Annotated in this window: 28 protein-coding genes; 15 read left to right on the forward strand and 13 right to left on the reverse strand. The window is 53.7% G+C overall.

What is annotated here, in order from left to right; translation table 11 throughout:
* Window positions 1-248: 248 nt before the first annotated feature.
* The 6 genes from IGW03_RS18560 (at window position 249) to IGW03_RS18585 (ending at window position 6751) form a co-directional block, all read left to right on the forward strand.
* Entirely contained in the window at window positions 249-587 is a 339-nt protein-coding gene (locus IGW03_RS18560) for a hypothetical protein (protein WP_194724111.1), read from the forward strand.
* A gap of 27 nt (window positions 588-614) precedes the next feature.
* Complete coding sequence (locus IGW03_RS18565) at window positions 615-929, forward strand: hypothetical protein (RefSeq protein WP_194724061.1); 315 nt, start codon at window positions 615-617, stop codon at window positions 927-929.
* A gap of 497 nt (window positions 930-1426) precedes the next feature.
* Window positions 1427-2227, forward strand: coding sequence for a hypothetical protein (locus IGW03_RS18570; protein ID WP_194724062.1), 801 nt, complete (start codon window positions 1427-1429; stop codon window positions 2225-2227).
* Window positions 2228-2903: 676 nt separating this feature from the next.
* On the forward strand, window positions 2904-3608 hold the full coding sequence (locus IGW03_RS18575; protein WP_194724063.1) for a hypothetical protein: 705 nt from the start codon (window positions 2904-2906) through the stop codon (window positions 3606-3608).
* Window positions 3609-3831: 223 nt separating this feature from the next.
* Entirely contained in the window at window positions 3832-5574 is a 1743-nt protein-coding gene (locus IGW03_RS18580) for a Mu transposase C-terminal domain-containing protein (protein ID WP_194724064.1), read from the forward strand.
* A gap of 157 nt (window positions 5575-5731) precedes the next feature.
* On the forward strand, window positions 5732-6751 hold the full coding sequence (locus IGW03_RS18585; RefSeq protein WP_194724065.1) for an ATP-binding protein: 1020 nt from the start codon (window positions 5732-5734) through the stop codon (window positions 6749-6751).
* 1620 nt (window positions 6752-8371) lie between these two features.
* Here the strand turns inward: IGW03_RS18585 and IGW03_RS18590 are convergent.
* The 9 genes from IGW03_RS18590 to IGW03_RS18630 all read right to left on the reverse strand — a co-directional run bounded on the left by IGW03_RS18590 (window position 8372) and on the right by IGW03_RS18630 (window position 13970).
* Complete coding sequence (locus IGW03_RS18590) at window positions 8372-9184, reverse strand: DUF2243 domain-containing protein (RefSeq protein WP_194724066.1); 813 nt, start codon at window positions 9182-9184, stop codon at window positions 8372-8374.
* Between the two features lie 14 nt (window positions 9185-9198).
* Window positions 9199-9651, reverse strand: a complete 453-nt coding sequence (locus tag IGW03_RS18595; RefSeq protein WP_194724067.1) for a methyltransferase family protein — start codon at window positions 9649-9651, stop codon at window positions 9199-9201.
* Window positions 9652-9672: 21 nt separating this feature from the next.
* Window positions 9673-10101 (reverse strand): protein tyrosine phosphatase family protein, encoded by a 429-nt coding sequence (locus IGW03_RS18600; protein ID WP_194724068.1) that lies wholly within the window; start codon window positions 10099-10101, stop codon window positions 9673-9675.
* Between the two features lie 18 nt (window positions 10102-10119).
* Window positions 10120-10869: an MBL fold metallo-hydrolase gene (locus IGW03_RS18605; RefSeq protein ID WP_194724106.1), complete on the reverse strand. Its 750-nt coding sequence runs from the start codon at window positions 10867-10869 to the stop codon at window positions 10120-10122.
* Between the two features lie 59 nt (window positions 10870-10928).
* The gene (locus IGW03_RS18610) at window positions 10929-11378 is read right to left on the reverse strand and encodes a hypothetical protein (protein WP_228535764.1); all 450 of its coding nucleotides are present in this window, start codon (window positions 11376-11378) and stop codon (window positions 10929-10931) included.
* 10 nt (window positions 11379-11388) lie between these two features.
* Window positions 11389-11811, reverse strand: a complete 423-nt coding sequence (locus tag IGW03_RS18615; RefSeq protein ID WP_194724069.1) for a DUF2892 domain-containing protein — start codon at window positions 11809-11811, stop codon at window positions 11389-11391.
* Between the two features lie 214 nt (window positions 11812-12025).
* Window positions 12026-12238: a YgaP family membrane protein gene (locus IGW03_RS18620; RefSeq protein WP_194724070.1), complete on the reverse strand. Its 213-nt coding sequence runs from the start codon at window positions 12236-12238 to the stop codon at window positions 12026-12028.
* 55 nt (window positions 12239-12293) lie between these two features.
* Window positions 12294-13124 carry a c-type cytochrome gene (locus IGW03_RS18625; RefSeq protein WP_194724071.1) on the reverse strand — a complete coding sequence of 277 codons (831 nt, stop codon included), beginning with the start codon at window positions 13122-13124 and terminating at the stop codon, window positions 12294-12296.
* 45 nt (window positions 13125-13169) lie between these two features.
* Window positions 13170-13970, reverse strand: a complete 801-nt coding sequence (locus IGW03_RS18630; protein WP_194724072.1) for a substrate-binding domain-containing protein — start codon at window positions 13968-13970, stop codon at window positions 13170-13172.
* 600 nt (window positions 13971-14570) lie between these two features.
* On the opposite strand from IGW03_RS18630, the gene IGW03_RS18635 reads away from it, so the two are divergent.
* The 5 genes from IGW03_RS18635 (at window position 14571) to IGW03_RS18655 (ending at window position 17407) form a co-directional block, all read left to right on the forward strand.
* On the forward strand, window positions 14571-14915 hold the full coding sequence (locus tag IGW03_RS18635; protein WP_194724073.1) for an ArsR/SmtB family transcription factor: 345 nt from the start codon (window positions 14571-14573) through the stop codon (window positions 14913-14915).
* Complete coding sequence (locus IGW03_RS18640) at window positions 14912-15343, forward strand: YeeE/YedE family protein (protein WP_194724074.1); 432 nt, start codon at window positions 14912-14914, stop codon at window positions 15341-15343. The genes IGW03_RS18635 and IGW03_RS18640 overlap by 4 nt, the downstream gene beginning before the upstream one ends.
* A gap of 10 nt (window positions 15344-15353) precedes the next feature.
* Complete coding sequence (locus IGW03_RS18645) at window positions 15354-15791, forward strand: YeeE/YedE family protein (RefSeq protein ID WP_194724075.1); 438 nt, start codon at window positions 15354-15356, stop codon at window positions 15789-15791.
* Window positions 15792-15874: 83 nt separating this feature from the next.
* Window positions 15875-16675, forward strand: a complete 801-nt coding sequence (locus IGW03_RS18650) for a sulfite exporter TauE/SafE family protein (RefSeq protein WP_194724076.1) — start codon at window positions 15875-15877, stop codon at window positions 16673-16675.
* Window positions 16676-16711: 36 nt separating this feature from the next.
* On the forward strand, window positions 16712-17407 hold the full coding sequence (locus IGW03_RS18655; RefSeq protein ID WP_194724077.1) for an MBL fold metallo-hydrolase: 696 nt from the start codon (window positions 16712-16714) through the stop codon (window positions 17405-17407).
* A 21-nt stretch (window positions 17408-17428) separates the two neighbouring features.
* Here IGW03_RS18655 and IGW03_RS18660 read toward each other — a convergent pair whose 3' ends face one another.
* From IGW03_RS18660 to IGW03_RS18675, 4 genes are all read right to left on the reverse strand, one after another.
* Window positions 17429-17725, reverse strand: a complete 297-nt coding sequence (locus IGW03_RS18660; RefSeq protein WP_194724078.1) for an EF-hand domain-containing protein — start codon at window positions 17723-17725, stop codon at window positions 17429-17431.
* Between the two features lie 59 nt (window positions 17726-17784).
* A complete protein-coding gene (locus IGW03_RS18665; protein WP_194724079.1) occupies window positions 17785-18177 on the reverse strand; it encodes a DUF302 domain-containing protein in 393 nt (130 codons plus the stop codon).
* Between the two features lie 126 nt (window positions 18178-18303).
* On the reverse strand, window positions 18304-19653 hold the full coding sequence (locus IGW03_RS18670) for an ATP-binding protein (protein ID WP_194724080.1): 1350 nt from the start codon (window positions 19651-19653) through the stop codon (window positions 18304-18306).
* On the reverse strand, window positions 19650-20315 hold the full coding sequence (locus IGW03_RS18675; RefSeq protein ID WP_194724081.1) for a response regulator: 666 nt from the start codon (window positions 20313-20315) through the stop codon (window positions 19650-19652). Before IGW03_RS18675 ends, IGW03_RS18670 begins: the two co-directional genes overlap by 4 nt.
* Window positions 20316-20581: 266 nt before the next feature.
* On the opposite strand from IGW03_RS18675, the gene IGW03_RS18680 reads away from it, so the two are divergent.
* From IGW03_RS18680 to dsbD, 4 genes are all read left to right on the forward strand, one after another.
* Window positions 20582-21394 carry a TlpA disulfide reductase family protein gene (locus IGW03_RS18680; RefSeq protein WP_194724082.1) on the forward strand — a complete coding sequence of 271 codons (813 nt, stop codon included), beginning with the start codon at window positions 20582-20584 and terminating at the stop codon, window positions 21392-21394.
* Window positions 21395-21446: 52 nt separating this feature from the next.
* Entirely contained in the window at window positions 21447-22934 is a 1488-nt protein-coding gene (locus tag IGW03_RS18685) for a dihydrolipoyl dehydrogenase (protein ID WP_323744997.1), read from the forward strand.
* Complete coding sequence (locus IGW03_RS18690; RefSeq protein WP_194724084.1) at window positions 22901-23215, forward strand: DsrE family protein; 315 nt, start codon at window positions 22901-22903, stop codon at window positions 23213-23215. The genes IGW03_RS18685 and IGW03_RS18690 overlap by 34 nt, the downstream gene beginning before the upstream one ends.
* A 74-nt stretch (window positions 23216-23289) precedes the next feature.
* On the forward strand, window positions 23290-25032 hold the full coding sequence (gene dsbD / locus IGW03_RS18695) for a protein-disulfide reductase DsbD (protein WP_194724108.1): 1743 nt from the start codon (window positions 23290-23292) through the stop codon (window positions 25030-25032).
* Window positions 25033-25054 lie beyond the last annotated feature (22 nt).

Consider the following 25054-nt stretch of genomic DNA (forward strand, 5'->3'; position numbering starts at 1 on the left):
GTGTGACTGTTGGCGTTGGTCTGCAAGCGGTAGTCTGATTGAAGACTGGAATGCAAACTCGCAGGCCTGATGGCCTTTGACTTGCCAGGACCGTGATGAGATTGGGCATGATCAACGACGCGCAGCAATCGCAATGTGCCGCAAGTGGAGCAACATAACATGATTGTAGTGCGGCCAATCATGTAGCACTGGCCAGCGTCCGCACGTAGGGCAATCGTCTGAATTTACTCGGGAAGGAAAAGCTAAAAATGGCACGAACATCGATGAGCATGCCACAGCCAAAACGCGCGTCGAAAAAGATCGCGCAAAAGGCAGCAGTCAAGCGCGTCAAAAACACGTCTTCAAACGAGCAAGACATAGCGGAGCCGAAGCGCAAACGCACGACCGGCGCTGAGCAGGTAACGCGTGTACGCTCCGGAGCGGGGCGGCAATCAACGCCGGCGACTACCTCGGATGGACATATCAATGTCGGCGTAACAAAAGCCACGCGGGCGGGCTTACACAAGCTCAAAGCTCTTTACGGCCTGAACAGCCAGGCGGAGGTCGTCGCACGCATGGTACGCACCTGCTTGAAGCTGGCGAAGTAACAGTGTCTGGAGGAGCTAACCGCATGCATGAGTAAGAAACGATATCGAATTGCTCCTCCAACTTTCGTAGCCCTGGATTATTTCGAGGCGGCGGCCGAATGGTATGACTGGGCACGTGACCGGGAACTGAACGCCACAATGCTGTCACTGGCGGCCGACGCGATCGCGCTGCAGGCCGACCAAGGTGACGGCGCCATTGTCCGGCACCACTGGCTTACCAAGGCGGTCGAAGCGTATCAACGAGTGGCGGCCCGATTCTATGCGCAGCTCGACGTGAATACCAAATCGACGCGCTATTGGCCAGGCGCAGAACGACTAGTCACGCGGCGCTCGTCGAAATGACGTCGATACCTTTGCCAAGCGAAGATGTCACGGACGAGATTCAGGCCGTGCTAGACCATGGGAAAGGGCGGCGCCCGTTCGATGCTCTGCTCGCTTTCTGCGGGTTGGACAGCGTCCCCAACATCTCCGCTCTTCGCATCGCCGCGGAGGAAACGCTGCAAGAATCTATCTTGGAAACATTGATAGGGACAGCGTAGTTGCCGAAGATGGCCGTACGGTCGAGCGGTTCAATCCGGAAGTGATGGTTCAACGTCCACAATGTCGCTGACCCTAATGCTCCATAGTGCTCGGCAACCTATGTAGGTAAGGGCTCTTTATCTATTGCCGCACTTCCTCGACGAGGTAGTCTGTTCAGTTTCTTCACCATTCCTGTTGATTCAACAGTTTTTGAACGATCAGGACGACAATTTCCACTTTGTTCTCGGTTACCGTAAGTCAGTACCTTTCGGATGAAATCTCTTCAAGAGATGAACTGGCCTATCTATCGGAGAAGCTGCATGGATAAACTCAATACCTTTCTGGTTGATTTATGGCTGCAGTACCGGCAAGCGCAATTGGGTCGTCCGGCGTTGTCGACGGCGATCCATCTGCTACATACATTTGATCGGCTGCATGCAGCGGCAGAAGAGCCTGCGCGTGATATCGGCAGTTGCAGTCTGGCTGCACTGATCGACGAAGCGATTGCTACAGCGGCTACGACGTCACCATTGACGCTGGAACAGACGGAAACGCTGCGCCGTGCGATGCTGGCATGCTGGGGTGACATGTATGCCCTGGTCAAGCAACAGCGCCAGAAAAGCGCCGAGTGGAAGCGGTACCGTGGACCAGAAGAGCCAGAGCGGCCGTTCACCGATCTGCGGTCAATATACGATCTTGATTACCTCGTCGACAGATTCAACTTACGGCGCGTCATCAGCCTGGCAGTGAAGCACCGCTGGAACGCTAGAGATCTAGCCGCATACCTGGATGACCGCTACGCAGGGGAAGCGGTGTGCAACAGTGCCGCCACCGTGAATCCACCCAGCGGGCTCCACTTCGATTCAAGTTTGGCGGCGCTTTATGCCTGGCTAGGCAATGATCCCTACATGCCGGCCCCCTTTACCGGCGACTGCCTGCTCGGTTATTCGGTAGCCAGACTCGATTCACCTACGGTGTACCTCCGTTTCGTGCATGACCGAAATGACCTCTGCAGGCGACGTCGGCTCGACGACGGCGCTTTGTTGTCCCCGCCCGGCGCGGCGTGGCGATATAAAGATAATAAGTGGCGCAAGGGATCCAATGTGTTCAAGCCAGACTAACGGTACATTGAACTAGAAAGAGGAAACGGACATCCTGTGTCCGACCGAATGCACTGTGAGGGAATCCTTCGCTCCAAGGAGGGCTTTGCGACGCGTTCTTTTGCATAGGCAGATCAGGTGACGTTCAAACGGATGAGCCACTCACACCCGCTGACTTCGTCAACCGGCCCCGCGTTGGTACGCGTTGCGTTTAAGACATAGTTTTGCCAACAACAAAAAAATTATCAACCTCAAAACTAATCAGAAAAGCCAGAAAACGAGTCATTTTTTGGCCTATACCTTCGTAAAAACCGCGTTTTCGTAAAAATATAGCGCTCGGAACTAAAAGATGCGCTTCTTCCTGTATAGAAATTTGAAGAAAATCAGCTAGATAAGGAAGCTCCTGGCTTCAAACGGCATATCTCGGTTGCCATTTAGTTCGTCCTTCCGGAACTAAAAGTTGTCCAATGAAGGATCAGGTACTAAAAGCTGCTCAGTGCTGATGTATTGCTGTCTTGCACTTATGCTTTACCGCTTAGTATCCTTTCCTAGTCTGGTTTGTGGATGCGTCAATTCACTCAAACTAAAATATTGCGAAAAATCAGTGAAGCTACAAGCGACAAGCATATGTTGCATATGTGACAATGCGTTTCTCATCAGCTGGTGGATGCAAGCGTAAGGTGCTTAGGAGAACTGGATGACAGCAATAACGTCTATACGGGCTCGCCAACGTAGAAATGTCTTGGATGCGTATCGTGCGCGTGCAGATCACAACAGCAATTTGTGGCTGGTGTATAGCGTAAAGACTAACTGTGATTGGATTCTTCCTAGTGATCGACAACTCGTGCATTGGATCCACTACCTGGAAACCGACCACGCAGTTCACGACTTTGACCTTACGCCAGATCCCGTCGCCTCACATGACGGTGTACGACCTCGGTGCACCGAACTTGACGCTGTGGTTCACCGCGCAAATGGCATCCAAGAATGGCATGAGGTCAAAGCAAGTCTGGACGAGGACCGCGTTGAGTCTCAGTTGTCTGCTCAAGCATATGCCGCCCAAGCAGCAGGAGTGCAATACAAAATCTTCACAGATGTAGACCTGATGCCACATGCAGCTACATCACTAAGGTGGTTGAAGGCGATTGCCTATGCGTCGGCTATTCGCGACCGGGAATATGTTGTAGAGACAGGCGCACTGATATCCTGTATTCGTTCGATACAGAGTGGACAACTACGGCAAGTAGTCGAATCATTGTCGTCCTATGATTCTGCAATTGTGTTAGGTCTGGCTGCACGGGTCGCGATCAGAGGTCGTCTCAAGCTCAGCATGGACAAGGTAAGTTTCGGCCCAGCTACGGAATGGCAACTGACAGCCGGGGCAAGCGATGTGGACGCTTAGGGCCGAGTTGGCGTTGGCGCCGTCCCTGGAGCAATGGCCGGAGCTCGATGGTGGAACACTTAAGGCCGAAGAGCAGGAAAATTTCGAATGCCTGCGTCGAGCCGTTGTTCTATATGTCCAGGGTCACACTAGCACGTCGGTAGAGCGCTTAACCGGCGTCGGACGCCACAAGGTCGCCCGTACAGTACGTCGATGTCTGCGGTTGGCCCCAGACGGGAAGATAATGGGCTTTCGTGGACTCCGTGCTTATCTGCACACCAAAGAGTATGTCCGTAATAAGCAGACGTCACCAAAACGGCCAGAGCAGCAGGGTGGGCAATCCGGCGCCTTAAGCGCGCTGTTGATAGCAATGCCGAATCTGGAGAGTCTGCTCATCAGGCATATCAGTCAGAACGCAAAACAGTTAAAAATTGCAGAGCACCGCATGTCCGCAACAGTGCTGCATCGCATTTTTGTACGCACCCTCCACGAATGTGGGGCGTCAAAATGCGAATGGCCTTTCAATACTAAATATCTCGGGCTTCGTACCATCCAAAAATACATGCGCAACTTTGTGGAACAAGAATTTTCCCGGTTGGTTGTCTCAAAAGGAAAGAAAGATGCGGTAGCGCAGTCTAATGTTTCTACAGGATATTCACCGTTTCTTCAGTTTGTGGATCCGTATGACGCTGTCGAGATAGACGCCTATTTTCAAGACTGCTTTCTTTCAGTCCCTTTCTTGACACCCGAGGGAGGCGAGACCGATCTACTTCTTGAACGAATATGGTTGATAGCCGCAGTCGACAGAGTATCCAAGGCGATTCTGGCATATAAAGTAGTATATCGAAGCGAAGTTACTGCTGACGATGTTCTCGACGTTATCAAAACAGCTGCAGTTGGAAAATGGTCGCCACTTAATCTGACTGACCAGGCACTACGCTATCCACCGCAGTCCGGACTACCCAGTGGCTGTATTCCGAACGCCTTTGGCGCGGTGTGGAGTGTGACTTTTCTTGATGGAGCACTTGCCCATCTGGCAAACGCCATCCATCAGCGCGCCCGCTGCACCATTGGATTCGTCATCAATTGGGGGCCCGTAGGCCACTTTGAGCGAAGGCCTAATGTCGAGCGCGCCTTCGGCGAAGTTGCGAGAACGTTTTTCCAACGCCTGCCTTCCACTACGGGAGTGAGTCCCGATAACGGGCGCGCAGCCACCCCAGAGATCAATGCTACACGCTTCAGGATCCGGGCGTCGGAAATCGAAGAATATTTGGATGTTCTAATTGCACAGAAAAACGCTACACCAACGGCTGCCTTGTCCTACCGATCGCCCCTTGAATACTTGCGTTACTTTCTAGAGGGCCCCGAGCCTCTCAGCTGGCCACGGCATTTGCCGGATGCGGCACGTGATTTAGTAAAGCTACTGGTCTGCCGTAGAACTGCGGTCGTGCGTGGCAATCCAAAAACCGGTAAAAGACCGTATATACAAATTGATCGCGTTCGATACACAAGCCCAGTATTGGCTGATAGCGCTCAACTGATTGGTAGAAAATTGGTCGTGCATATCGACGAAGATGATATGCGCCAAGTAAAGGTATTTCTGGATAACGGCGCAGAGCTAGGATTTTTGACAGCACAAGGGAAATGGTCAAATACGAAGCATAGTCGCCGTACCCGGCAGGCCATTAATAGTCTCCTGTATCGACGCACCCTGGTGTTAGCTGAGTTTGATGATCCTGTGCAGGCTTACCTACGCTATCTGTCCACGCCGACAAAGCCATTGAAAAAGGGGCAACCCCAGATCAATAAACGCCAGGTCACTGAGGCGGCAAGAATTTCGAGCGAGATGGAAAAGCCGGCCGTTTTACGGATTGAGCCAGCGTCGGGAGGAACTGTTGTGACTCCAACCGTAAGCGATGTCAGCACACGACGCTCATTGCTGGCGAGCTCGGTACCGTTCATAGGGAAAGTGCGCAACCGTACGTGATTTGAAAACATCTCAAATTCTAGAGAAAAGGGTGTCTATACGTAAAATGCACTGACATCGATGGAAGTTTGTTGGCGGTGGAATAGCTAGGCAAGAAGTGGTTGCGCAGGCTGAACATGCTTAAGGTTGGTACGAAAAAATCTAGCCGGGAGATGTAATGTCGCAGATAGGACTGAATTCAGACCAGGAATCGCCTAACGATGCATGCAGTTCCTTTGATGTGCGCCCTGCGGCAATAGATACTCATCCGGTCGTTCAGAGGGAGTACACACTGCCCACGCCCATGATGAACAGAACCTACAACATCGTTCGGGAACGCGTTTGGGCTCGCCGCACTAGCGTAGTCTTCTATGCTCCTCCGCGGATGGGGAAGACGAAATCCGCATTAGAAATACAGGCGACTTTGATCGAGGAGTTTCCGAGTGTGTATACCCTTTTCGTCAGTGCTCGTGCTTCGGCAAGAGCATCGGAAATGCACATGTTTCGCTTACTCCTAGAAGCTTCGCATCACGTTTTGGCAAGCCGCTCCGGAGCCGATCTCTTGTTCAGGAATGCCACCACGGACGTTGTATTGCAAATATCTAAACGAGGCGGGTCTCAGTTTGTGCTCATTATCGATGAAGCCCATCTATTGAGCCAAACAGACCTCCAGCAGCTGGTCGTCTTTCACAATGCCTTGACTGCTAGGCAAATCAAGATGACGACGATTGCGTTTGCACAACCGGAGATACTGCACCGCAGAACGGCGTTACTGACCGCGTCACAGTTACAGATAATTGCTCGATTTCTCAGTGAGCCAATTGCGTTCGAAGGATGCTCATCTGCCACTGAATTGAAAGACTTGTTGGTGGCGTATGATGACCTCTCTGATTTTCCGGAAGGCTCGAACTGGAGTTATACGCGATTCTTTCTTCCACTCGCATATAGCGCAGGATTTCGACTAAGTAGATATTACCGGCGCATATGGGAGGAATTGACAAATGTTGCTGGTTTCGGTGGCAAATGCGCCATTCCGATGGAACACATTTGTCTCAGCGTGGAATTTCTCCTGTTAGCTAGTAGAGATCAGGATTGCACAAGTTTCACTTTGAGTGATCCGGACATCGAGGCGGCCGTAGACGCATCGAACCTTGCCTCGTTTAGCGCGATCTTGCAGGGACCGAAGGTCTCTGTCTAAACTGATAATGAGATCATTTTTTGAAAAACCGACTAACTTGGCACCAAAGTGGCCCACTACCATTCGAATCGTCCTGGTCAATCATAGCCAAGGTGCTGGCGTTAAATCACATCTCGTTCATCGAGTTGGTGAGGCTCATTCAAAAGTCGGATGGTCGCGTCGAACATGTGCATCCGCGCTTATTTTTGAAGAGTGATTGGGTCGACTTCTCAAAATTTTCAGAGTTGCTCGGCGTTGAGGTCACTCAACTGCAAACGGGCTTCTTGGACCGGCTTGGATTTCAAGTACATACCAAAACACGCAAGCCTCACTATGCCGTCCGTCACTGCCCAGCATGCCTCTCCCTTGGCTATCATTGTTCACTTTTTGACTTGGCCATTATTCAAGTATGTCCATGGCATAATGTTTCATTAAGTCGCGGATGCCGGCTCTGCGCAAGTCCATATCTAATGCAACGAGGGACGATGTGCTCTCGTTGTGGTTTCAAACCGCCCATACATACACTGCCACATGCCCATGCCTGGTTCACCGCTACGAAATGCGCAGCTGTAGATACTTCCTGTAACGCTTTCTTAAGTTGGTGGAAAATAGTGTCGGAAAGTAGAAATCCATTCGCTGATGTGATTGAAAGGATATGCGAACCCAGATCAGGCGGAACATTGGAGCGAAGGCAGCGGGAACAGAATCTTGCATACGCGAGAGCGCTGTGGCCCGTTATTTCGCAATGGACCAGAGGAAGAAGCAACAAGACATATAAAGTGGCAGTTTGGAAAGCAGAGTTGGCTCCATACCCCGGCATAGCGCAGCCAGTTTTAATGGCCTCTGATTTGGGAAGAAGCTACCGGAGCATCCGGCGCCAAATTTTAAAACGGTACCTCAAGGGACACGAAAGATGTCTCACTGCTTTGCAACAGCTGACCGCCAATGAAAGGCTTTCATTAAATGCGGATGCGGTCTGCCCAGTGGCGTTGACCTACCTGTCCTGGAAGACATCGATTGAGGGACCTAGGCGATGCGTGGGCACAAGGGCTACGCTTTCCTCGGCTAATTTGAAATTCGCTTCCGCACCCGGTACGAATATGGAAAACTCAAGTCGGATACGTATAAGTTACCTTAACTTTTTCGGCATTCTCGACCAGCTGTATACAGCACTACGAAAGTGCACAATAATTATTTCGTTCACCGACCAGAGCAAGATTTATTTACAGACGAGGATCAAATTTGCTCAGGGTGACGTAGAACGAAATTTCAGCGAACCGGTAATCGCTGACGTAATAGCAATGGTGCCAATGACGGCTCCGTCCGAACGGGAAAATCTATGCTCAAAGACTCGGTTACGGCAAGTGTTGGTGTCCGGTGATCGGCCGTACCGCCCTATAGATGCCTTTGACGATACAACCTATCAATGGCGTCAATACTATGTTTTGCTTCGAAGGACTGAAGCAGGCAATCTAACGGGGCGAACCTGCATCGAAATCTAATCCCTTCCTTTTCTAAACTTGAATGTCTTTGCAGAACGCAACCCTCATCGTTATCTATCAATGGACTAAGTCGGCAAGATCGTCAACCGCGGCTGGCGTTTTGCAATAAAAACCAAACTTCCTAGAACGTAAAGGTAAGTTAGGAGCCAACAGAAGACCATGCGAGACAACCAATGGCCAACGCCGAATTGCTCACCAGATAAGCTCCATGCTTGTAAAACACGTTGGTTTGAGACCTATCCTTTACATCGAGTGCCCAGACGTCCCCTGAACCCGCTGCCCATAGGATACGACCGTCCACAGCATCAATTGCTTTGAATATCTCATTGGGAGAAGTCCCTGACTTGAAGAACACCATGACGGTCGTTACGTCCGATGGCGGCAAAGCGGCAATGGGTCCGGCGATTGTCACCGCCAGAGCCAGGCTCAGTGCGGTTGCTTTACTTCGGTAGCCAGAGCTACCACCGGTTTGTGTGCGCTTTTTGAGCATGATGCCGATAGCAACTGGAATCAAGCCAAACACAACGAACCACAGGAGATCCCAGAACAGGACGTTGTCAGCATCGACCCGAATACGATGAATCCCCAGAATCCAATGTGACAGGACACTGTCCAGGATGTGCCAAACACCAAATCCAATAAACGCATTCGCCAACAGCAGGCGGTCCGCCGCGCGTTCGGCGTATTCTTTCCGCGCTTTCCATAACAGCCATAGGCCAGTTATGGCAATGATGTACATCAGTACATGGAACAGGCCGTCGGCAAGGATTTGTACCTTCATGTCCTCGAAGACCGGCCCTTCTACGTTGATCAGCAGATGATGCCATTGCAAAACCTGATGCAGCAGGATGCCGTCAAAGAAGCCGCCCAGGCCAAAGCCCAATAGATACCCGGCCCACGATAACCGTCCGGAAAAACGGCGGGCGTTATTCAGGTCTATTGCAGCTGCCATCGATCATCTCCTTTTCAGTAAAGCCACGGAATCAATCTCTTCACGCGTTGTTGGTAGAGCCCATAATCTGGATAGCGTTCTTTTAGCCAAAATTCCTCCCGGCGCGCCTTCATATCAAAAAAGACGAACAAAACAAGAGTCAGGCCTAGACGGGCGGAACTAGCGGTCGCCAGCGCAAACCCGAGGCAGGTAAGCAGAACGCCGAGATAGATAGAATGACGGACTATTCGATAGGCGCCGCTGGTGATCAGTTCGCCATTTTCTGTGGGGCGGGGAAATGGTGTCAACGAGCGTCCGAGGTTGAGCGCGCTCCATGACAGCAACAGCAAGCCAAATGCGACACAGATCCAGCCTGCAATACCAAATTCCTTGGAATAGGACCAGGGGACCGCATCTGAAGGCAGAGCGATGAATGACACCAGCAACAACGCCTGCATCAGCACCCAAATCTCACCACGCTTTCCCATGCTGCTTCTATCTGGCGTCGTTCATTTTGTCGTCGCCTCGACCACGAACTTGGCAAATTCCGGTGAAGTCTGCAAGTCGAATCCCATGCTCCGAGCTTCTTCGAACGTGCGTTCCGCCGTCCAATTGTTTTTCTTTGCCCGGCTCAGCGCCAACAACATGGCCGCACGCGCGCCGCTGGCACAATGAATGAGGAACGGCCCCTCCTTTTCCCGCATGACACGGTCCAGTTCATCAATCTGTTCCTTGGACAGGCTTGCCTTGTTGACCAGGATATTGGCATAGCCGAGGCCGCATCGTGCCGCTACCTCGGCGTTAGGCATTGGCGTCTCACTCGGTAGACGGAAATCAATCACCGTTTTGATGCCTAGCTGCTTGGCTTGCTCCAAATCCTGCTCGGTCGGCTGGGGGCCGAGCAGCATGCTGTCTTCCAATTGTTTGAAACGATCCATGATGCGTTACCTCGTTATTTAGCCTTGAGGGCTTTCTGTCATTTGCTGGCAGTACTTCTCCAGGTTTTCGGGGAGGTCACATGGGCAAACACCGCATTGCTTATTGCCCGGCACGGCGTAGTCGATGAACTTCGGATATGGCAAGTTCAGGTTAGCCATGATTTCCCTGAACTCCTCCAAGGTCTTTTCCTGTCCAAGACGAGGGTTGCGCTTTTTTTCCTGCGCGATGGTGGATACATACCGGTCTTTATAATCGTGCGCCGGATATACCAAGGTATCGTCCGGCAAAGCGAACAATTTTTCTCTGACGCTCCTGTAGAGCGCGTCAGCATCGCCCTGCTGAAAGTCGGTGCGTCCGCATCCTTCGATTAATAGTGCATCGCCGGTAAACACCCTGTCATTGAAGCTGTAGGCGAAATGCCCGGAGGTATGACCCGGGGTATGCAGGGGGTGGAGAACGATTGTGCCCACCTGGAACGGCTTGCCTTCTTCGAGATTGAAGTCCGCACACGGTACCTGTTCGGCGGCAGGCGCGGCGATCTGGCTGCCGACTTTCTTTTTCAATTCCAGTGCAGCGGTAATGTGGTCGGCATGGACATGCGTATCCACGCTGTAGGCGAGCGTCAATCCCAGCCTTTGCAGCTCTGTCAGATCACGGTCCATAGATGCAATCACCGGATCAATCAGCACCGCCTGGCCGGTTTCTTCACATCCCAATAAATACGTATAGGTACTGGATAAAGGCTCAAACAATTGACGGAAAATCATGGTTGTCACGCTGTATGAAGATTTCAACTGGAAAGAATCATCTGTATCGATTTGACGTTTTACGACCTGACTGCTTTGAATAACGCGTCAGGATCATTTGAGTCGGAGAACTGACTGAAATCGCCACGCAAAGATTTCAACGCAAAACGCTCCTCGTTGATTTCCCTAGCTGTGCGCAGGCCGAGCCGCCTCAATACAGGAAGCGGCGGGCACCAGCCTTGTACCGAATGCTGCACCATAAAGGCAGGAACGCCGAGCGCCAAGGCGAACCAGCGCTTGTTGACTTTGGTTGCCAGCGCCAATCCGACCAGGGACAGAATCGCAAAGTTCGTTTGCAGCGTTCGTTCAACATCCCACTCGGAATCGAGTTGCTTTAGTCGTTGGGTGATCAGGGCGTTTCTGTTATTGCTTTCGAATGCGGCAATGCGCTCCTGAGTTTCATGGTGGATAAGCTCGTTGATTTGTGGCGCAGTGTGTTGTTCCACTCGTGTCGCAGTATCGGAAATCATGGATGCCTCCTCAATGAATGGTACGAACCTGATAGGCTTCGTGGTCGCCGCGCAGCACTTTCAAAGCCATGCGTTCCTGCTCAATCTCTTGCTGCGAGCGCAACCCAAGACGCCGGAAAAGCGGCAGCAGCGGGTACCAGCCTTGCAGGCTATGCAGGATGACCATGCTTGCTGCCATCGCCGACACCGCGAACCACTTTCGGTTATGAAATATGCCCAATGCGATTCCCAAGCCGATCATCGTGGGCGCTTCGCTCTCAATGGCCCTTTCGATATCCCACTCGCGGTCGAGTTCTTGCAAGCGTTGATCAATGGCTTGCCGATCTGCCCCAACAAATCTCGAAAGGTTCTCCTTTAACTGAGATTCAAATTCTTGGGTAAGAACGGGTGATGTATTGAGTTCGACTCGTCGGGTAGTGTCTGAAAGCATCATGGCTCCTTGAGATTTGTTTCGTGTAATGACTACATTGCGCAGCTCTATAACTGCTAGACCAGCCTCATCGGCTGATGTCCGTGTACCAGGGGACACTGGCGGCCGTTTAGCAGGCAATTTTTTGCTGGAGGTACTGGAACCTGAGTGCTGGAAAGATCGGCGCGAGCACCAGGAAGAGTGTCAAGGCGTATAAATTTGAATCTGACAAAATCTTTTATACGCGCCTCTTGCAGGTGTCCACGCCTATCAGACGGTTCAAAGGGCAGAATCCCACAAAAGCTGTAACGAGCGCGATAGCGGCCGCGACGCCAGCAATCACCTTCCATAAAGTTTCGACTTGTGCCAGCACGACAAATGCCACCAGCGCGATACCGATGATGATGCGCAGGGTTTTATCTGCGCCTCCAACATTGCAATCTAAGGACATGGCGTTCTCCTCAATGGATGTTTGACGACAACTTCGTCTGACCTTCTTTAAGACTTCAGCTTCGTGCATCCTTCGGTTTGTCACCTTTCGGCCAGTCTTTGACTTTTGGCGCATAGTCAGGTCGAGGCTGATGCGTGAAAAACTCAGCCACATCGACAGCTTCCTGGTCGGTTAGCGTATTTGGCTGCCCCAGCGGCATGTTGTGCTTGACAAATGCGGCAGCGGTGTAGGTGCGCGCCATCCCGGCGCCGACGTTAAATGAATCCTTGCCCCATAAGGCGGGGAAGGTATAGGCACCCTTCGCATCCTTCATGCCCTCGCCGTTAACGCCATGGCAGCTGGCACATTTTGCTGCGTACACGGCTTTGCCATTGTCAGCATTGGGCTTTAACTCGCGATTGATCGGCCCAAAGCCGCGCCCCTTGACACTGACACCGGTCGGCACACCAGTCGACAACCACTGCATGTATGCCAGGATGTCGTTCATTTCCTTGGAATCGTATGGCAGTGCCTTGCCGTTCATCGAGCGTTGAAAGCAGTCATTCACCCGTTGCTGCAAGGAGTTGATCTGACCACCCCGGGACCGATATTCCGGAAAGACGCCCCAGATACCCACCCACGGTGACGCGTTCGGCGTTGTGCCAGCACCAATGTGACAGTTTGCGCAGGTCAGTTTATTGCCAACATTGTTGGGCAGGCGCTGATGCGTTTCGGTGAGCAGGAGCTTGCCATTACGGATCGCGTCGCCCTGTGGACCGCTGGGAATCGTGGATTCGGCCGGCACCTTGAATTCGGCAGTCGGGCGCACGGCTGCTGATTGGGCATGAACGCTCGGCAAAGCAATACATCCAGCCGTGACAAATACCAAGCCTGCTAGTTTTCTCATGATTGTCTCCTGAGGTCACGTTATGTCCTACCTATATGCATGACATCATTTCTTCTTCCCGTTTTCTGAAGTGGTCATCCAGCCCCATTTCTGGAAGAGTGCCGTGCCTTCGGCAGACTTGATAAACTCGACGAACTGTTTCGCGGCCGCATTTTGCTCGCCCTTTTTGGTCACCACAATGCCTGTGTCGCGGTAGATGACATAATCCTTTTCAACAGGCACCACGTCGGCCAACGTAGGGTTGGCAACCTGCCAGATGTTCCAGATCAGCCAGGCATCCAGTGAAGGGTCGCTGGTCCATTCCTGCTTCGCCGCTGCACTGTTTTTCGCGTACTTCACAATGTTTTTGCGGAGTGCCCGGACAGAAGCGATGTCACCCTTGCGACCAGCCGCATCTTCCCAGACTCCATTCTGGCCTGCCCCATTGACAACAAGCACGCGGTAACCCGGTTTGAACAAGGTTGCTAATCCTGTGATCTTCTTTGGATTGCCTGGACGAACCAGGATCGCCAAGGGTCGCAGAAACAGAGGTTCAGCCTTCGTTTCGTCGAAGCGACCTTCCATTGCCTGTGCGAAATCGGTCATCATCGTTTCCGACCCGCTATAAATGATGTCCGCATCATTCTTGGCACTGTCGATCCACTCTGGCGTGGGGCCGGATGTGACAACAACTGCAGTACCGATTTTTTGTTCAAACGTCTTTGCGGCCTCTTTCATTGCCGGGGCGGGGCCACCAGGGCCGTATATCTTCAATCCCACTGCGGACTGCGCTGACGCGGTGCCCATGGACAATGCACTACACAGAAAAAATATCGCAGCAACAAACGGGTGTGTAAATTTGTTCATGGTCGTTGCGCCTTCCTGGAAGAAGCCAGTATGGTAATCGTCAGCTATACGGGCTTAATTAACTTGCCACTCACGTGCCAAACACGATGCTGCCAAAACTCTCACCAAACACAATCTATAACTATTGAAACTGTGACTCTTAGCGATTGTCGAAAGTTCTATACCTTTTTTAAACAGGTACTGTTTATTTCATGGGGTGACTGCAACATGAGCGCGGCTTGAATAGCACTCCTCTGGAACGTGTATGCGGAAAAGCACTTGGTTGCCCGGAAATTTTTGAGAACTAACATGCAGCGCAAGAACTGACGTGATTGGGCCTGTCGATTAGCTTTCTCTACCGCATCGCCAGTCCGAGTAGAGCGGGCATGGATCAACGCTCGCAGAACGAAAGTAATTACGCTAAGACCAGATGGTGCTAAACACCAACTATTGTTCATCTAGGCATGATTTCTCCTTTGTGTGGCTTGGAACGCTTTATGCTCAACCTAGGTAGGCATCGTTTTGAGGACACGCCCCGCGCAAAAAGCAGGAACAAAATATTGAATAATATATTCAAGAATAATATAATGTATTGGGTTGAATCAGCGTGGAAATGGAGACATGGCACTGTCGACAGAGAAAATTGATTTGGAAGCACTGCAAAAGGCTGCCTTACAAGCCTGCGGCTTGCTGAAGGTATTGGCCAATCCAGACCGTCTGCTGCTGTTATGTCAGATGAGTCAGGGCGAGTATTGCGTAAGCGACTTGGAAGAACTTACCGGCATCAGGCAACCGACGCTTTCACAGCAGTTAACCGTCTTGCGCGATGAGCAGATGGTCAGCACGCGGCGCGAGGGCAAGCAAATCTTCTACAGCATCACGAGCAAGGAAGCGTTAGCGGTTATGAAAGTCCTCTATGAACTGTATTGCGGGGACGGCAAGGGAAGTAAAGGAGGCAGGAAATGACGATTGATTGGACAAACTTTACCCCATGGTCCTCGCTTGCAGGCGGTCTACTGATCGGAATGGCGACGGCTATGTTTCTCCTGTTTAACGGGCGAATTGCCGGCATTAGTGGTGTCGTTGGAGGGCTACTGCGCCCTGCCACCGGTGACGTCGCCTGGCGTGTCGCTTTTGTCCTCGGGATAGTGGTCGCACCGCTGGCTTTTGGGTTGGTTGCGCCGCTACCGGAGGTGCAGATCGACGCTGGCACAGTGACTTTGATTGCCGCCGGTTTGTTAGTCGGTGTCGGTACGCGCTATGGGTCGGGATGCACGAGCGGTCACGGCGTTTGTGGCTTGTCGCGCCGTTCGCCACGCTCATTTGTGGCCACCGCGTCCTTCATGTTGGCTGGCTTTGTGACGGTTTATGTTGTTCGTCACCTGCTTGGCTAAGGAGCACATCATGCAAGTCGTTATGTCGTTCATCACCGGTCTGGTATTTAGCCTAGGTCTCATTCTTTCTGGTATGACGGATCCGTCCAAGGTAATCGGATTTCTTGACCTGGCAGGCAACTGGGATCCATCACTGGCATTTGTCATGGGAGGAGCTGTCCTGGTTGGCAGTATTGCCTTTCAATTTGCCAAGGGGCGCACCAAGGCATGGCTGGGCGATGTGATGCGGCTGCCGACCGCGACACAGATTGACAAGCGGCTCGTGCTGGGTGGATTGGCATTCGGTACTGGCTGGGGACTCGCCGGATATTGTCCAGGCCCTGCATTGGCGTCACTTGCCCAAGGCGGTAGCAAGCCGCTGATTTTTGTGACGGCCATGCTTGCAGGCATGGCGATTTATGAAATCCAAGATCGGTTGGCCGCTCAGCGGCAACAAAAGGCGGCTTAATTCCGCAGATGAGGCGTATGCACATCTCGCGACAATGCGCTCCAAGTGTGCTTCCACATTGATGCATTAATCGGATCTTTATCATGGTACTGATGCTGGGACTGGGGCTGCTGGTAGGTGCGATCATGGCTCTGACCGGTGCCGGCGGTGGCATACTGGCCGTTCCTTTGCTGATTTTCGGCGCTGGCCTGGGATTGTCACAGGCCGCCCCAATCGGCCTATTGGCGGTCGGTATATCGGCCGCCTTGGGCGCCGCGCTTGGTCTAAAGGCGGGCGTCGTGCGCTATAAGGCGGCACTGCTCATGGCAGCGACCGGCATGCTGCTTGCTCCTGCGGGGGTCTGGCTCGGTGGCCTGATCGACAACCGTTGGCTGAGCGTCTTGTTTGCATTCATCCTGCTTATCGTTGCATACAGGACTTTCCGCCAAGCGGGTACAGATGAGGCCAACAGTGGGGTGAAAGATGATCCGGCGCTGCCGTGCATTCGGAGCAGCGATACAGGTCGGTTTATCTGGACGACCCGCTGCGCCCGTGCGCTCGCCGTGTCAGGCACGGTCGCCGGGCTGTTGTCTGGCTTGCTCGGAGTCGGCGGCGGCTTTGTGATCGTGCCAGCGCTAAAGCGCAGCACCGATCTGGCCATGCAATCAATTGTCGCCACCTCGCTGGCCGTCATTGCACTGGTTTCGATCAGCGGCGTGTCTTCCAGTGCCTTGGCGGGCAGCCTGAACTGGGACGCTGCCATGCCTTTTACTGGCGGCGCGCTCGCCGGCATGCTGGCCGGACGCCGTGTCTCCGTATACCTGGCTGGTCCTCAATTGCAAAAGGGCTTTGCAGGCGTATCTGGCATGGTGGCAATTGGCATGATTGTGAAGAGCCTTGCATGATCGCCGACTGGTTTGTTTATTTGAAAGGAATGAAGCATGCATCCGATTCAGTTGTTTGACCCGGAATCGTCCACCTTCACTTACATCCTGCGTGCGGCAAGCGGCAGGGAAGCCGTGATCATTGACCCGGTCGATAAGCAATGGGAACGCGATACGCTTCAGCTGGATAGGTTGGGACTTAAGCTTGCCTATGTATTGGAAACGCATGCCCACGCGGATCATGTCACTTCAGCAGGCAAGCTGCGTGAGATGACGGGCGCGAAGGCAGCAGTGCCGAGCGGTTGCTGCATTCCTCCAGCCGATGTGCAACTCCATCACGGCGATGTGCTGCGCTTCGGCGACAACGAGGAAATTAAGGTGTTACATACGCCCGGACACACCGCCGGCAGCATGTCCTTTGTCTGGCACGGCAACGTCTTTACGGGCGACACGCTGTTGATCAATGGCTGTGGCCGCACCGATTTCCAAAGCGGTAGCGCGGGTGCGCTGTATGGCAGTGTCACGAACGAGTTGTTTACCTTGCCCGACGAGAACCTGGTCTGGCCTGGGCACGATTACAGTGGGCAATCGGTGTCGACTATAGGCTGGGAAAAGCGAAATAACAGTCGCCTGGCCAATCGGGACAAGCAGAGCTTTATCGAACTGATGGGCAACCTGAACCTGCCCAGGCCGAAACTGATCGACATCGCGGTCCCGGCCAATCAAAACCTGGGGCTGCCGCAAGGTGCTTGAGACCAGACCAAAACAGGTCGGCTATTTCGTTCTTTGCTCCATCATCCTTTGCCGGCGCATTTGCATATCCTGCAGTGAGATCATGCCATTGGAGCCCTTCATTTGATCGAACATGGCTTCGTGCGCTTTCATGAACTCTTCCTTTGAGATCATGCCATCACCATTACCGTCCATCCTCGACATCATGCCATCCATTCCGCGATGGCCGGATTGTGCCTGCATTTCATGAGGTCCACCTGGCTCGTGCTGGCCACTCATACCAGCGCAACCAGTTGCGAATACGACTGCCACGCCCATAGCGAAGACAAGTTTGTTCATAAGAGACTCTTCAAAGGTATGCTTTTTTACCGACAATAAATACGCTTAAGCCAAGTTACCTAGACGGCTGCCATGACGCGTTCAAGACGCTGTCGTACATCGCTTGCCAGTTCAGCGATGCCGGGTTTGTCTACGAGCTGCAGGACCGCGTCAGTGTTCATGAATTCGACGTGCACGGCTCCGGTTCCGTCTTCACGCACCACCACATTGCAGGGCAAAAGCAAGCCGATGGATGGCTCGGCCGCGATGGCGCGGTCGGCCAACGGTGGATTGCACGCGCCGAGAATACGGTACGGAGGAATGTCCTTGTTGAGCTTCTTTTTCAGTGCAGCTGCCACATCAATATCGCTCAGTATGCCAAAGCCTTCCTCTTGCAAGACATGGGTAACCCGGTCGATTGTTTGTGCGAAAGAGAAGTCAACCATTTTTCCAAAACCATATTTAATTGCCATAGTGGGCCTGCCTTCACCTTAAAAACTTTTGGTTTAGACAGGCCATGCGGACATGTGTTCATGCTCCACTGTGATAAAGCAAAAGGCACGACGGGAATGGTCGAAACTGCATCAGTGCAATATACGTTAGTGCTGAAGCGTCGTGCTTGAAGCCCTTGGCGATTTCACCAAGGGCAGCTCGATTTGCGCCATCATCCCGTCCTCCATGCGTTTAACTAAACGGAAGCTGCCACCAAAGCGCCTGGCAATGGCTTCCACGATGGACAAACCGAGTCCACTCCCTTGGCCAGTTCCCTTACGCCAGAAGCGATGTGCTGCACGATCACGGTCAAGTTCGTCCATCCCCGGCCCCAAGTCCAGCACTGAAAAGCAGAAGGTGTCCTTTGAACTGCTTAGGCGGAGGATAACCGGCGAATCCGACGGAGAGTAACGCAGGGCATTGTCCAAGAGATTGCGCAGCGCCGTTACCACGAGCACCGGTGGCAGTGCCAGTCCGTTTTGCTCATTTACCGTGTCGATGACGATGCGTTTCCTAGGCTCGGGCGGAATTTCATTCAAGGCAATCTGCGCGATTTCAAAGGCGCTTGCGGTTTTCTCGCCCTCAAAGGAAAACGGGCCTTCGACGCGTGCGAGGGTCAATAGTTGCTCCAGCGTATGCTGCAGCCGCTGCACGCCTTCCTCCGCATGCTCAAGAGACATGGCAGTTTGCTCATCGTTCGTTGTGAGCCGGGCTACCTGAATATGCGTCTTGACTGCGGTAAGAGGAGTCCTCAATTCATGAGCTGCGTCACCCGTGAATCGGCGCTCCCGTTCAATCGCGCTCTGCGTACGGCCGAGCAGTAAGTTGATAGTTTCAATCAAGGGCACCAGTTCTGCCGGTAACTTCGCCGCTGGAAGGGGCGTCGCTGCATCAGGCTTACGATCGGCCAAAGCCTGCCGGATAAACTCAAGTGGCTCCAATCCCCTCCGAATGCCAAACCATAGCACAACAAGGCTGCCCAGCATGGCGACGATAAAGGGGACCACTGTTGCGAGCATAATATTGCGCAACAAGGCCAAGCGCTTGTCGACTCGGTCGGCAGTCGTAACACGCTTACCACCTTGCTCAAGGGTGTAACTTCGCCATTCCAACCCATCGATAGTACGAGTGCTATACCCGGACGTGACCATGCCGAGTCCCTGCGGGCTATTGTGCGTACGGGCAATAAGTCCACCGCGTTGCATTCTGACTTCGCACGCGACGCCGTCCCTGGTAGCCACGTCAAGCATGGCTTGCGGCACAGAGGACGGCGCTCCCTGAACCTCCGGTAACTGTGAAACCAGACCGGCGACCATACGCGCAGACGCTGCCAAGCGTTCATCCAGGGCGTCACGAAATTCCGCCCGGACATCCAGGAACATCCATACCGACGTCACGCTCCACAGTAGCGTGAAGGACACGCCAATGATCACCATCAGCCGCAAACGTAACGTCATGGCCCGGCTTCCCCAAGCCGATAGCCTACCCCACGAACCGTCTCGACGATCCCCGGCCCCAGCTTGCGCCGCAAGTGATGGATATGGACGCTAATCGCATTACTCTCTACGTTTTCTTCAAAACCATACAAGCTGTCATTGACCTGCTCTGTGGTCAGTACGCGCCTGGGATGGTTCAGTAATGCCTGGAGCAGAGCCAATTCTCGTCGAGACAGCTCGACAGGCACACCGTCCAGCGTCACAATGCGGCTCGCAGGATCAAAGCAAAGCGAGCCATGCCGAATCAAGTTTGTGCTGCGCCCTACCATGCGTCTTTGCAACGCGTGTAGCCGGGCAACTAGCTCGCTGAGATCAAAAGGTTTGAGCAGGTAGTCGTCGGCTCCTGTCTGCAGGCCTGCCACCCGATGCTCGATCGCATCGCGCGCAGTGAGTATCAGAACCGGCAGGGAATTCCCTGCGCCGCGCAACCGCGTTAGAAAGGCCATGCCATCCTCATCCGGCAGGCCGAGATCAAGCACAACAACATCGAAATGACCTGTATCAAGCGCAGTTCTGGCCGCTTTGGCAGTAGTGACGTGGTCAACGGTCATCGCATGCAAACGCAATCCGGCAACAATTCCACTTGCTACCAGAGCATCATCTTCGATCAATAGAATACGCATGGTTCAAACGAGGTGAAACAGGTTCAAAAAAGAAGCTCAGTATAAGACCTCGCGATTAAATGGGCGTTAACGCTTCCTTAACGTACAAGGCGTAGCATCGCGTACTGTAATTGAAGTTTCCCATAGCACAGAGCGCGGTTGAGCTGGTGTTAGGGAGCGGCGACCCTCGTATATGAGTGAACTCGCCATGTCGATTGCGTTTTCATAGGAGTTCAGGGTCACGCCATGCTGCGCCCTGTCCACGACTAAAATGACAGCGAATAAAAATGGACGTGATTAACATTGGGCCGCTCGCCCTTCCGATTCCTCCCCTCGTGCTGCTTGGCTCTGGAGTGATTGGCGTGGCTGTAGGAAAGTGGGCTGGACGGTCCGGACAAATCGATATTGAGCCGCTGCTTTGGAAGATTGCGCTAGCCAGCCTTTTCAGCGCGAGACTTGCGTTCGTACTGTTATATATCGACATCTACAAGACAAACCTATTGAGCATGCTCGACATCCGTGATGGCGGGTTTGTTGTCCCGGTGGGTTTGCTCATCGCTTTCGCCGTGACCGCATGGTATGCCTGGCGCGAGCGGGGAAAAAGAAAAGGAGTACTCCTTGCCGTGACCGCCGGCGCGTCGTTCTGGGTGGCCGCAACGGTGGCCACAGCAGTGTGGTACACGCCGCCGGCGCAGATGCCTCAAGTCACGTTGACGCGCCTTGATGGTACGCCAGTACCACTACAGACGCTAACGGGCAAGCCGATTGTGCTTAATCTATGGGCAACCTGGTGCCCCCCGTGCCGTCGCGAAATGCCTGTCTTGCGTGACGCGCAGGTCCGTCATCCCGACGTGAATTTCATTTTCGCCAATCAAGGGGAAGCGGCGGAGGCGGTGCGGCATTACCTGGAGTCTGAACGGCTGGACCTCAAAAATGTCTTGCTCGACGCGCGTCTGCAAGTAGGCCAGCAACTCGGATCAGTTGCAATGCCAACCACTTTGTTTTTTAACGCGCAGGGAAGACTTGTTGATCGGCGTCTTGGCGAACTATCTGCTGCCACTCTGGAACAGCGCATCAAATTGCTGCGCAACCCGGAGTAGCGATAGTCGATGACGTCATTCCCGATACATGTCAACTCACTTAGGAGATACGGTGCGAAATACTGATATTGACGTTGATGTCGCAATTATCGGTGCTGGGACTGCAGGGCTGAGTGCATTAAAAGAGATCAAACGTGCCGGTAAAACCTATGTCTTGATCGATCATGGACCACTTGGCACAAGTTGCGCGCGAGTCGGTTGCATGCCTAGCAAGGCTGTGCTGCATGCTGGGGGGTTATGGCAGGGACAGGCCTTTATCGGCGGCGGCGTGCGGCAAATGCTGGATGTCACCGGGCCAGATGATCTCTGGCGCGCCGCGCGAAGCACGCGTGACGCGCTCGCCAGTGGGGCGGCAACCAGAACTGTCGCCGCCGCAGGGGAACGACTACTGATGGGCCAGGCACGCTTTATTGCTCCCGATGCCGTAACCGTAGGCGGCCGAACGGTAAGGGCTAAAGCATTCGTGATCGCAACCGGGTCCACGCCGATCGTGCCGGCGTTCCTGCGCGACATTCAGGCACGGATTTTGACTACCGATTCCTTATTCGAACTTGAAACATTGCCGCGCGCAGTCGGCATTCTGGGGGTCGGTGCCATCGGCCTGGAGATCGGTTTGGCGCTGTCAAGGCTTGGCGTGCGAATCGTCGCTGGTGATCTCAAAAGCATGCCTGCTGGCATTACCGATCCCGAGATCGGCGCCCGAGCGGTACAGCATTTCAAGCACGCCAAGGGATTGACCATGTGGCTGGGACAGCCTATCAATGTGACTCGGACGGCGGTTGGTATAGGAATTTCAAATGGTGTGGCGACTGAACAGGTCGACTGGATTCTGGCTGCGCTTGGCCGGAAGCCGGCACTCGATAGCCTGCATCTCGAAGCCGCAGGTGTTGCGCTCGACGAACATGGGCAGCCGCAAATTGATCCAGCCACCCTGCGCGCAGGACAATCCGCTTTATATTTCGCGGGAGATGTCACCGCAGACCGACCTCTGCAGCATGAGGCTGCCGATGGAGGGATGATCGCAGGCTTCAATGCCGCGCGACACGGTGCAGCAATCCGGTTCCAACGGCGTGTGTCTCTATCAATCGTCTTTTCCGATCCGGACATCGCTTTCGTCGGCACGCCGTTTGACCAGCTCGACCCGGAGGACATCATCATCGGTTCCGCGTCCGGCCAGAGCAATGGACGTTCCCGTGTAATGGGCACGGAAGACAACCTTGTCCGGATCTACGCGGATCGCATCAACGGCAACTTGCTGGGGGCGAGCATTTTTGCTGTCCATGGCGAACACATTGCGCATTTATTGGCATGGGCAATGCAAAGAAACGAGACAGCAGAAAGCCTGCTCGAAATGCCGTTTTACCATCCGACGATTGAGGAAATGGTGCAGTCGGCCCTTTCCGACATCGTCGCCCAGCAAGGCGTCAGAAGGGCAGAGCCGCTAGGCGTACGCCATCTGGATCGGGAAGACTTGAACAGCTCAACTAAAAATTTCGATCACAATATATGGAACCAACATCCCAACCGCTACGCGTCCTGATTCATGCGCCAACTGCAGAAGCTGTTAATCGAGCCAGAAACAATGCTGCCAACCTGCGACAAGCCGCTCCTGGTGCGGAGGTGCGAATTCTTGTCAATGCCGATGGCGTGGCTGCGGTGCTGGACACACCACGGCCTGACACGGATTGCCTGACCCTGATATGTGAAAACACGCTAAAGCGCATCCAGCGAATCGCTCCTAGCCCGTTGCAGACGGTACCGGCATCGATTCTGGCGCTTGCAGAGATGCAGCGTGACGGCTGGTGCTACGTGCGTGCCTGATGCTCAATGCTAGCGCCGACCCATGTGGGATGAGTTTGATAACAAAAGTAAGCAGAACGTTTTTTATCGGCATCATGAAAAAAAGAGACGGACAAAGTCTGCTTGGTATGGTGATTATGCTGCTTGCAGTCATCGTCTTATTGCTGTCGCCAGTCGCGTACGCCGAGGATGACTATCTTGCGCCAGAAGTGGCCTTCAGGTTTTCTGCACGAATGGTCGATGCAGGGACAGCAGAAGTTACTTACGCCATCGCTGACGGCTACTACATGTACCGTGAGCGGTTCAACTTCACCGCAGTGGGCGCGCAGCTCGGCGCACCCCATCTCCCGGCAGGAAAGGTAAAGTTCGACGAGACGTTCCAGAAGGAGGTCGAGACTTACCGCAAAACGATCACGATCCGGATACCGGTAGAAGCGCACGGGCCTTTCAGCTTAAGGGCCACGTCCCAGGGATGCGCCGATCAGGGGTTGTGCTACTCGCCGATGGAGTCCACCGCTCGGTTGACTCCGGTCACCGGTGCTACGTCCGCGAACGCCAGCCCATCGGTGGACACGGAAATGGGAAGGATTGAAGGATCGCTTAATAGCGGGCGCCTGCTGGTCATATTGCCGTTGTTTCTGCTACTTGGCCTTGGCTTGTCGTTCACGCCCTGCGTACTGCCAATGGTCCCGATCCTGTCGTCAATTATCGTGGGCGACCAGGCGAAGGTGAGCCGTGCACGCGGATTGCTGCTAGCAGCAGTTTACGCGCTTGGGATGGCGATCGTGTACACACTTTTCGGTGTTGCGGCTGGGCTTGCAGGAGAAGGATTGGCCGCTAGTTTGCAAAACCCCTGGGTGCTCAGCACCTTCGCATTGCTAATGGTGCTGCTGTCGCTGTCGATGTTTGGTGTCTACCAGTTGCAGATGCCATCCGCCATCCAATCAAAGCTTCTGCAAGTCTCGGAACGACAGGCGGCCGGAAAGCTGGTCGGCGTTTTTATTATGGGCGCGCTCTCGGCGCTTATCGTAGGCCCTTGCGTGGCCGCGCCGCTGGCAGGTGTGCTCGTCTACATAAGCCATACACGCGACATTTTGATCGGCGGGAGTGCGTTATTTGCAATGGCGGTCGGCATGAGCATTCCGTTGCTTTTGGTCGGCGCGTCTGCGGGTGTGTTGCTGCCGCGGGCAGGCGCATGGATGGATTCCGTGAAGCGCTTCTTTGGCGTACTGATGCTAGCGACGGCGCTGTGGATGCTATCGCCAGTGATTCCGGCGGCATTGCAAATGCTGGCTTGGGGCGCACTTGGCGTGGGATACGCTGTTTGGCTGTTCTCGCGGGGTCGTGGTGGCTGGTTGGCGAAGGCCTGGGCACTAGTGTTCGCGGTGGCTGGCCTGGTTCAGTTTGTCGGAGTGGCGACAGGTGGCCGGGATGCCTTGGCACCTTTTGCCCATTTCACTGGCCAAGCGCCTCATGCCACAGAGTTCAAGCGGATCCGGTCGATCGGGGAGCTCGATGCCATTTTATCCTCGAGTCCCGGCAAGGCAGTGATGCTTGATTTCTACGCCGACTGGTGCGTGTCATGCAAGGAGATGGAAAGATTCACCTTTTCCGATCCACGGGTGAGAACGCAGTTCGCCGAGATGCTTCTGCTGCAGGCTGATGTGACGGCCAATAATGCCGACGACAAGGCCTTGCTCAAGCGGTTCAAGCTGTTTGGGCCGCCCGGCATTGTCTTTTTCGATCAGACCGGGAGCGAAGTCACCGGCGCCCGCGTCATCGGGTATCAGGACCCGGCAAAGTTTCTTCAATCTTTGGCGCGTGCCCGCCAGAAGTAGGCACATAAGATCAACCAATCTA

It is taken from the genome of Noviherbaspirillum malthae (assembly GCF_015352985.1).
Classification (GTDB): domain Bacteria; phylum Pseudomonadota; class Gammaproteobacteria; order Burkholderiales; family Burkholderiaceae_D; genus Noviherbaspirillum; species Noviherbaspirillum malthae.

Excerpts from the sequence above, each read along its gene's own strand:
- IGW03_RS18610 (WP_228535764.1), bottom strand. The coding sequence starts at position 11,378 with ATGATTTCCGATACTGCGACACGAGTGGAACAACACACTGCGCCACAA.
- IGW03_RS18620 (WP_194724070.1), bottom strand. The coding sequence starts at position 12,238 with ATGTCCTTAGATTGCAATGTTGGAGGCGCAGATAAAACCCTGCGCATC.
- IGW03_RS18570 (WP_194724062.1), top strand. The coding sequence starts at position 1,427 with ATGGATAAACTCAATACCTTTCTGGTTGATTTATGGCTGCAGTACCGG.
- IGW03_RS18630 (WP_194724072.1), bottom strand. The coding sequence starts at position 13,970 with ATGAACAAATTTACACACCCGTTTGTTGCTGCGATATTTTTTCTGTGT.
- IGW03_RS18600 (WP_194724068.1), bottom strand. The coding sequence starts at position 10,101 with ATGGATCGTTTCAAACAATTGGAAGACAGCATGCTGCTCGGCCCCCAG.
- IGW03_RS18660 (WP_194724078.1), bottom strand. The coding sequence starts at position 17,725 with ATGAACAAACTTGTCTTCGCTATGGGCGTGGCAGTCGTATTCGCAACT.
- IGW03_RS18605 (WP_194724106.1), bottom strand. The coding sequence starts at position 10,869 with ATGATTTTCCGTCAATTGTTTGAGCCTTTATCCAGTACCTATACGTAT.
- IGW03_RS18645 (WP_194724075.1), top strand. The coding sequence starts at position 15,354 with ATGCAAGTCGTTATGTCGTTCATCACCGGTCTGGTATTTAGCCTAGGT.
- IGW03_RS18565 (WP_194724061.1), top strand. The coding sequence starts at position 615 with ATGAGTAAGAAACGATATCGAATTGCTCCTCCAACTTTCGTAGCCCTG.
- IGW03_RS18595 (WP_194724067.1), bottom strand. The coding sequence starts at position 9,651 with ATGGGAAAGCGTGGTGAGATTTGGGTGCTGATGCAGGCGTTGTTGCTG.
- IGW03_RS18650 (WP_194724076.1), top strand. The coding sequence starts at position 15,875 with ATGGTACTGATGCTGGGACTGGGGCTGCTGGTAGGTGCGATCATGGCT.
- IGW03_RS18640 (WP_194724074.1), top strand. The coding sequence starts at position 14,912 with ATGACGATTGATTGGACAAACTTTACCCCATGGTCCTCGCTTGCAGGC.
- IGW03_RS18585 (WP_194724065.1), top strand. The coding sequence starts at position 5,732 with ATGTCGCAGATAGGACTGAATTCAGACCAGGAATCGCCTAACGATGCA.
- IGW03_RS18675 (WP_194724081.1), bottom strand. The coding sequence starts at position 20,315 with ATGCGTATTCTATTGATCGAAGATGATGCTCTGGTAGCAAGTGGAATT.
- IGW03_RS18625 (WP_194724071.1), bottom strand. The coding sequence starts at position 13,124 with ATGAGAAAACTAGCAGGCTTGGTATTTGTCACGGCTGGATGTATTGCT.
- IGW03_RS18590 (WP_194724066.1), bottom strand. The coding sequence starts at position 9,184 with ATGGCAGCTGCAATAGACCTGAATAACGCCCGCCGTTTTTCCGGACGG.
- IGW03_RS18580 (WP_194724064.1), top strand. The coding sequence starts at position 3,832 with ATGGGCTTTCGTGGACTCCGTGCTTATCTGCACACCAAAGAGTATGTC.
- dsbD (WP_194724108.1), top strand. The coding sequence starts at position 23,290 with ATGAAAAAAAGAGACGGACAAAGTCTGCTTGGTATGGTGATTATGCTG.
- IGW03_RS18680 (WP_194724082.1), top strand. The coding sequence starts at position 20,582 with ATGGACGTGATTAACATTGGGCCGCTCGCCCTTCCGATTCCTCCCCTC.
- IGW03_RS18665 (WP_194724079.1), bottom strand. The coding sequence starts at position 18,177 with ATGGCAATTAAATATGGTTTTGGAAAAATGGTTGACTTCTCTTTCGCA.
- IGW03_RS18575 (WP_194724063.1), top strand. The coding sequence starts at position 2,904 with ATGACAGCAATAACGTCTATACGGGCTCGCCAACGTAGAAATGTCTTG.
- IGW03_RS18635 (WP_194724073.1), top strand. The coding sequence starts at position 14,571 with ATGGCACTGTCGACAGAGAAAATTGATTTGGAAGCACTGCAAAAGGCT.
- IGW03_RS18670 (WP_194724080.1), bottom strand. The coding sequence starts at position 19,653 with ATGACGTTACGTTTGCGGCTGATGGTGATCATTGGCGTGTCCTTCACG.
- IGW03_RS18655 (WP_194724077.1), top strand. The coding sequence starts at position 16,712 with ATGCATCCGATTCAGTTGTTTGACCCGGAATCGTCCACCTTCACTTAC.
- IGW03_RS18615 (WP_194724069.1), bottom strand. The coding sequence starts at position 11,811 with ATGATGCTTTCAGACACTACCCGACGAGTCGAACTCAATACATCACCC.
- IGW03_RS18690 (WP_194724084.1), top strand. The coding sequence starts at position 22,901 with ATGGAACCAACATCCCAACCGCTACGCGTCCTGATTCATGCGCCAACT.
- IGW03_RS18560 (WP_194724111.1), top strand. The coding sequence starts at position 249 with ATGGCACGAACATCGATGAGCATGCCACAGCCAAAACGCGCGTCGAAA.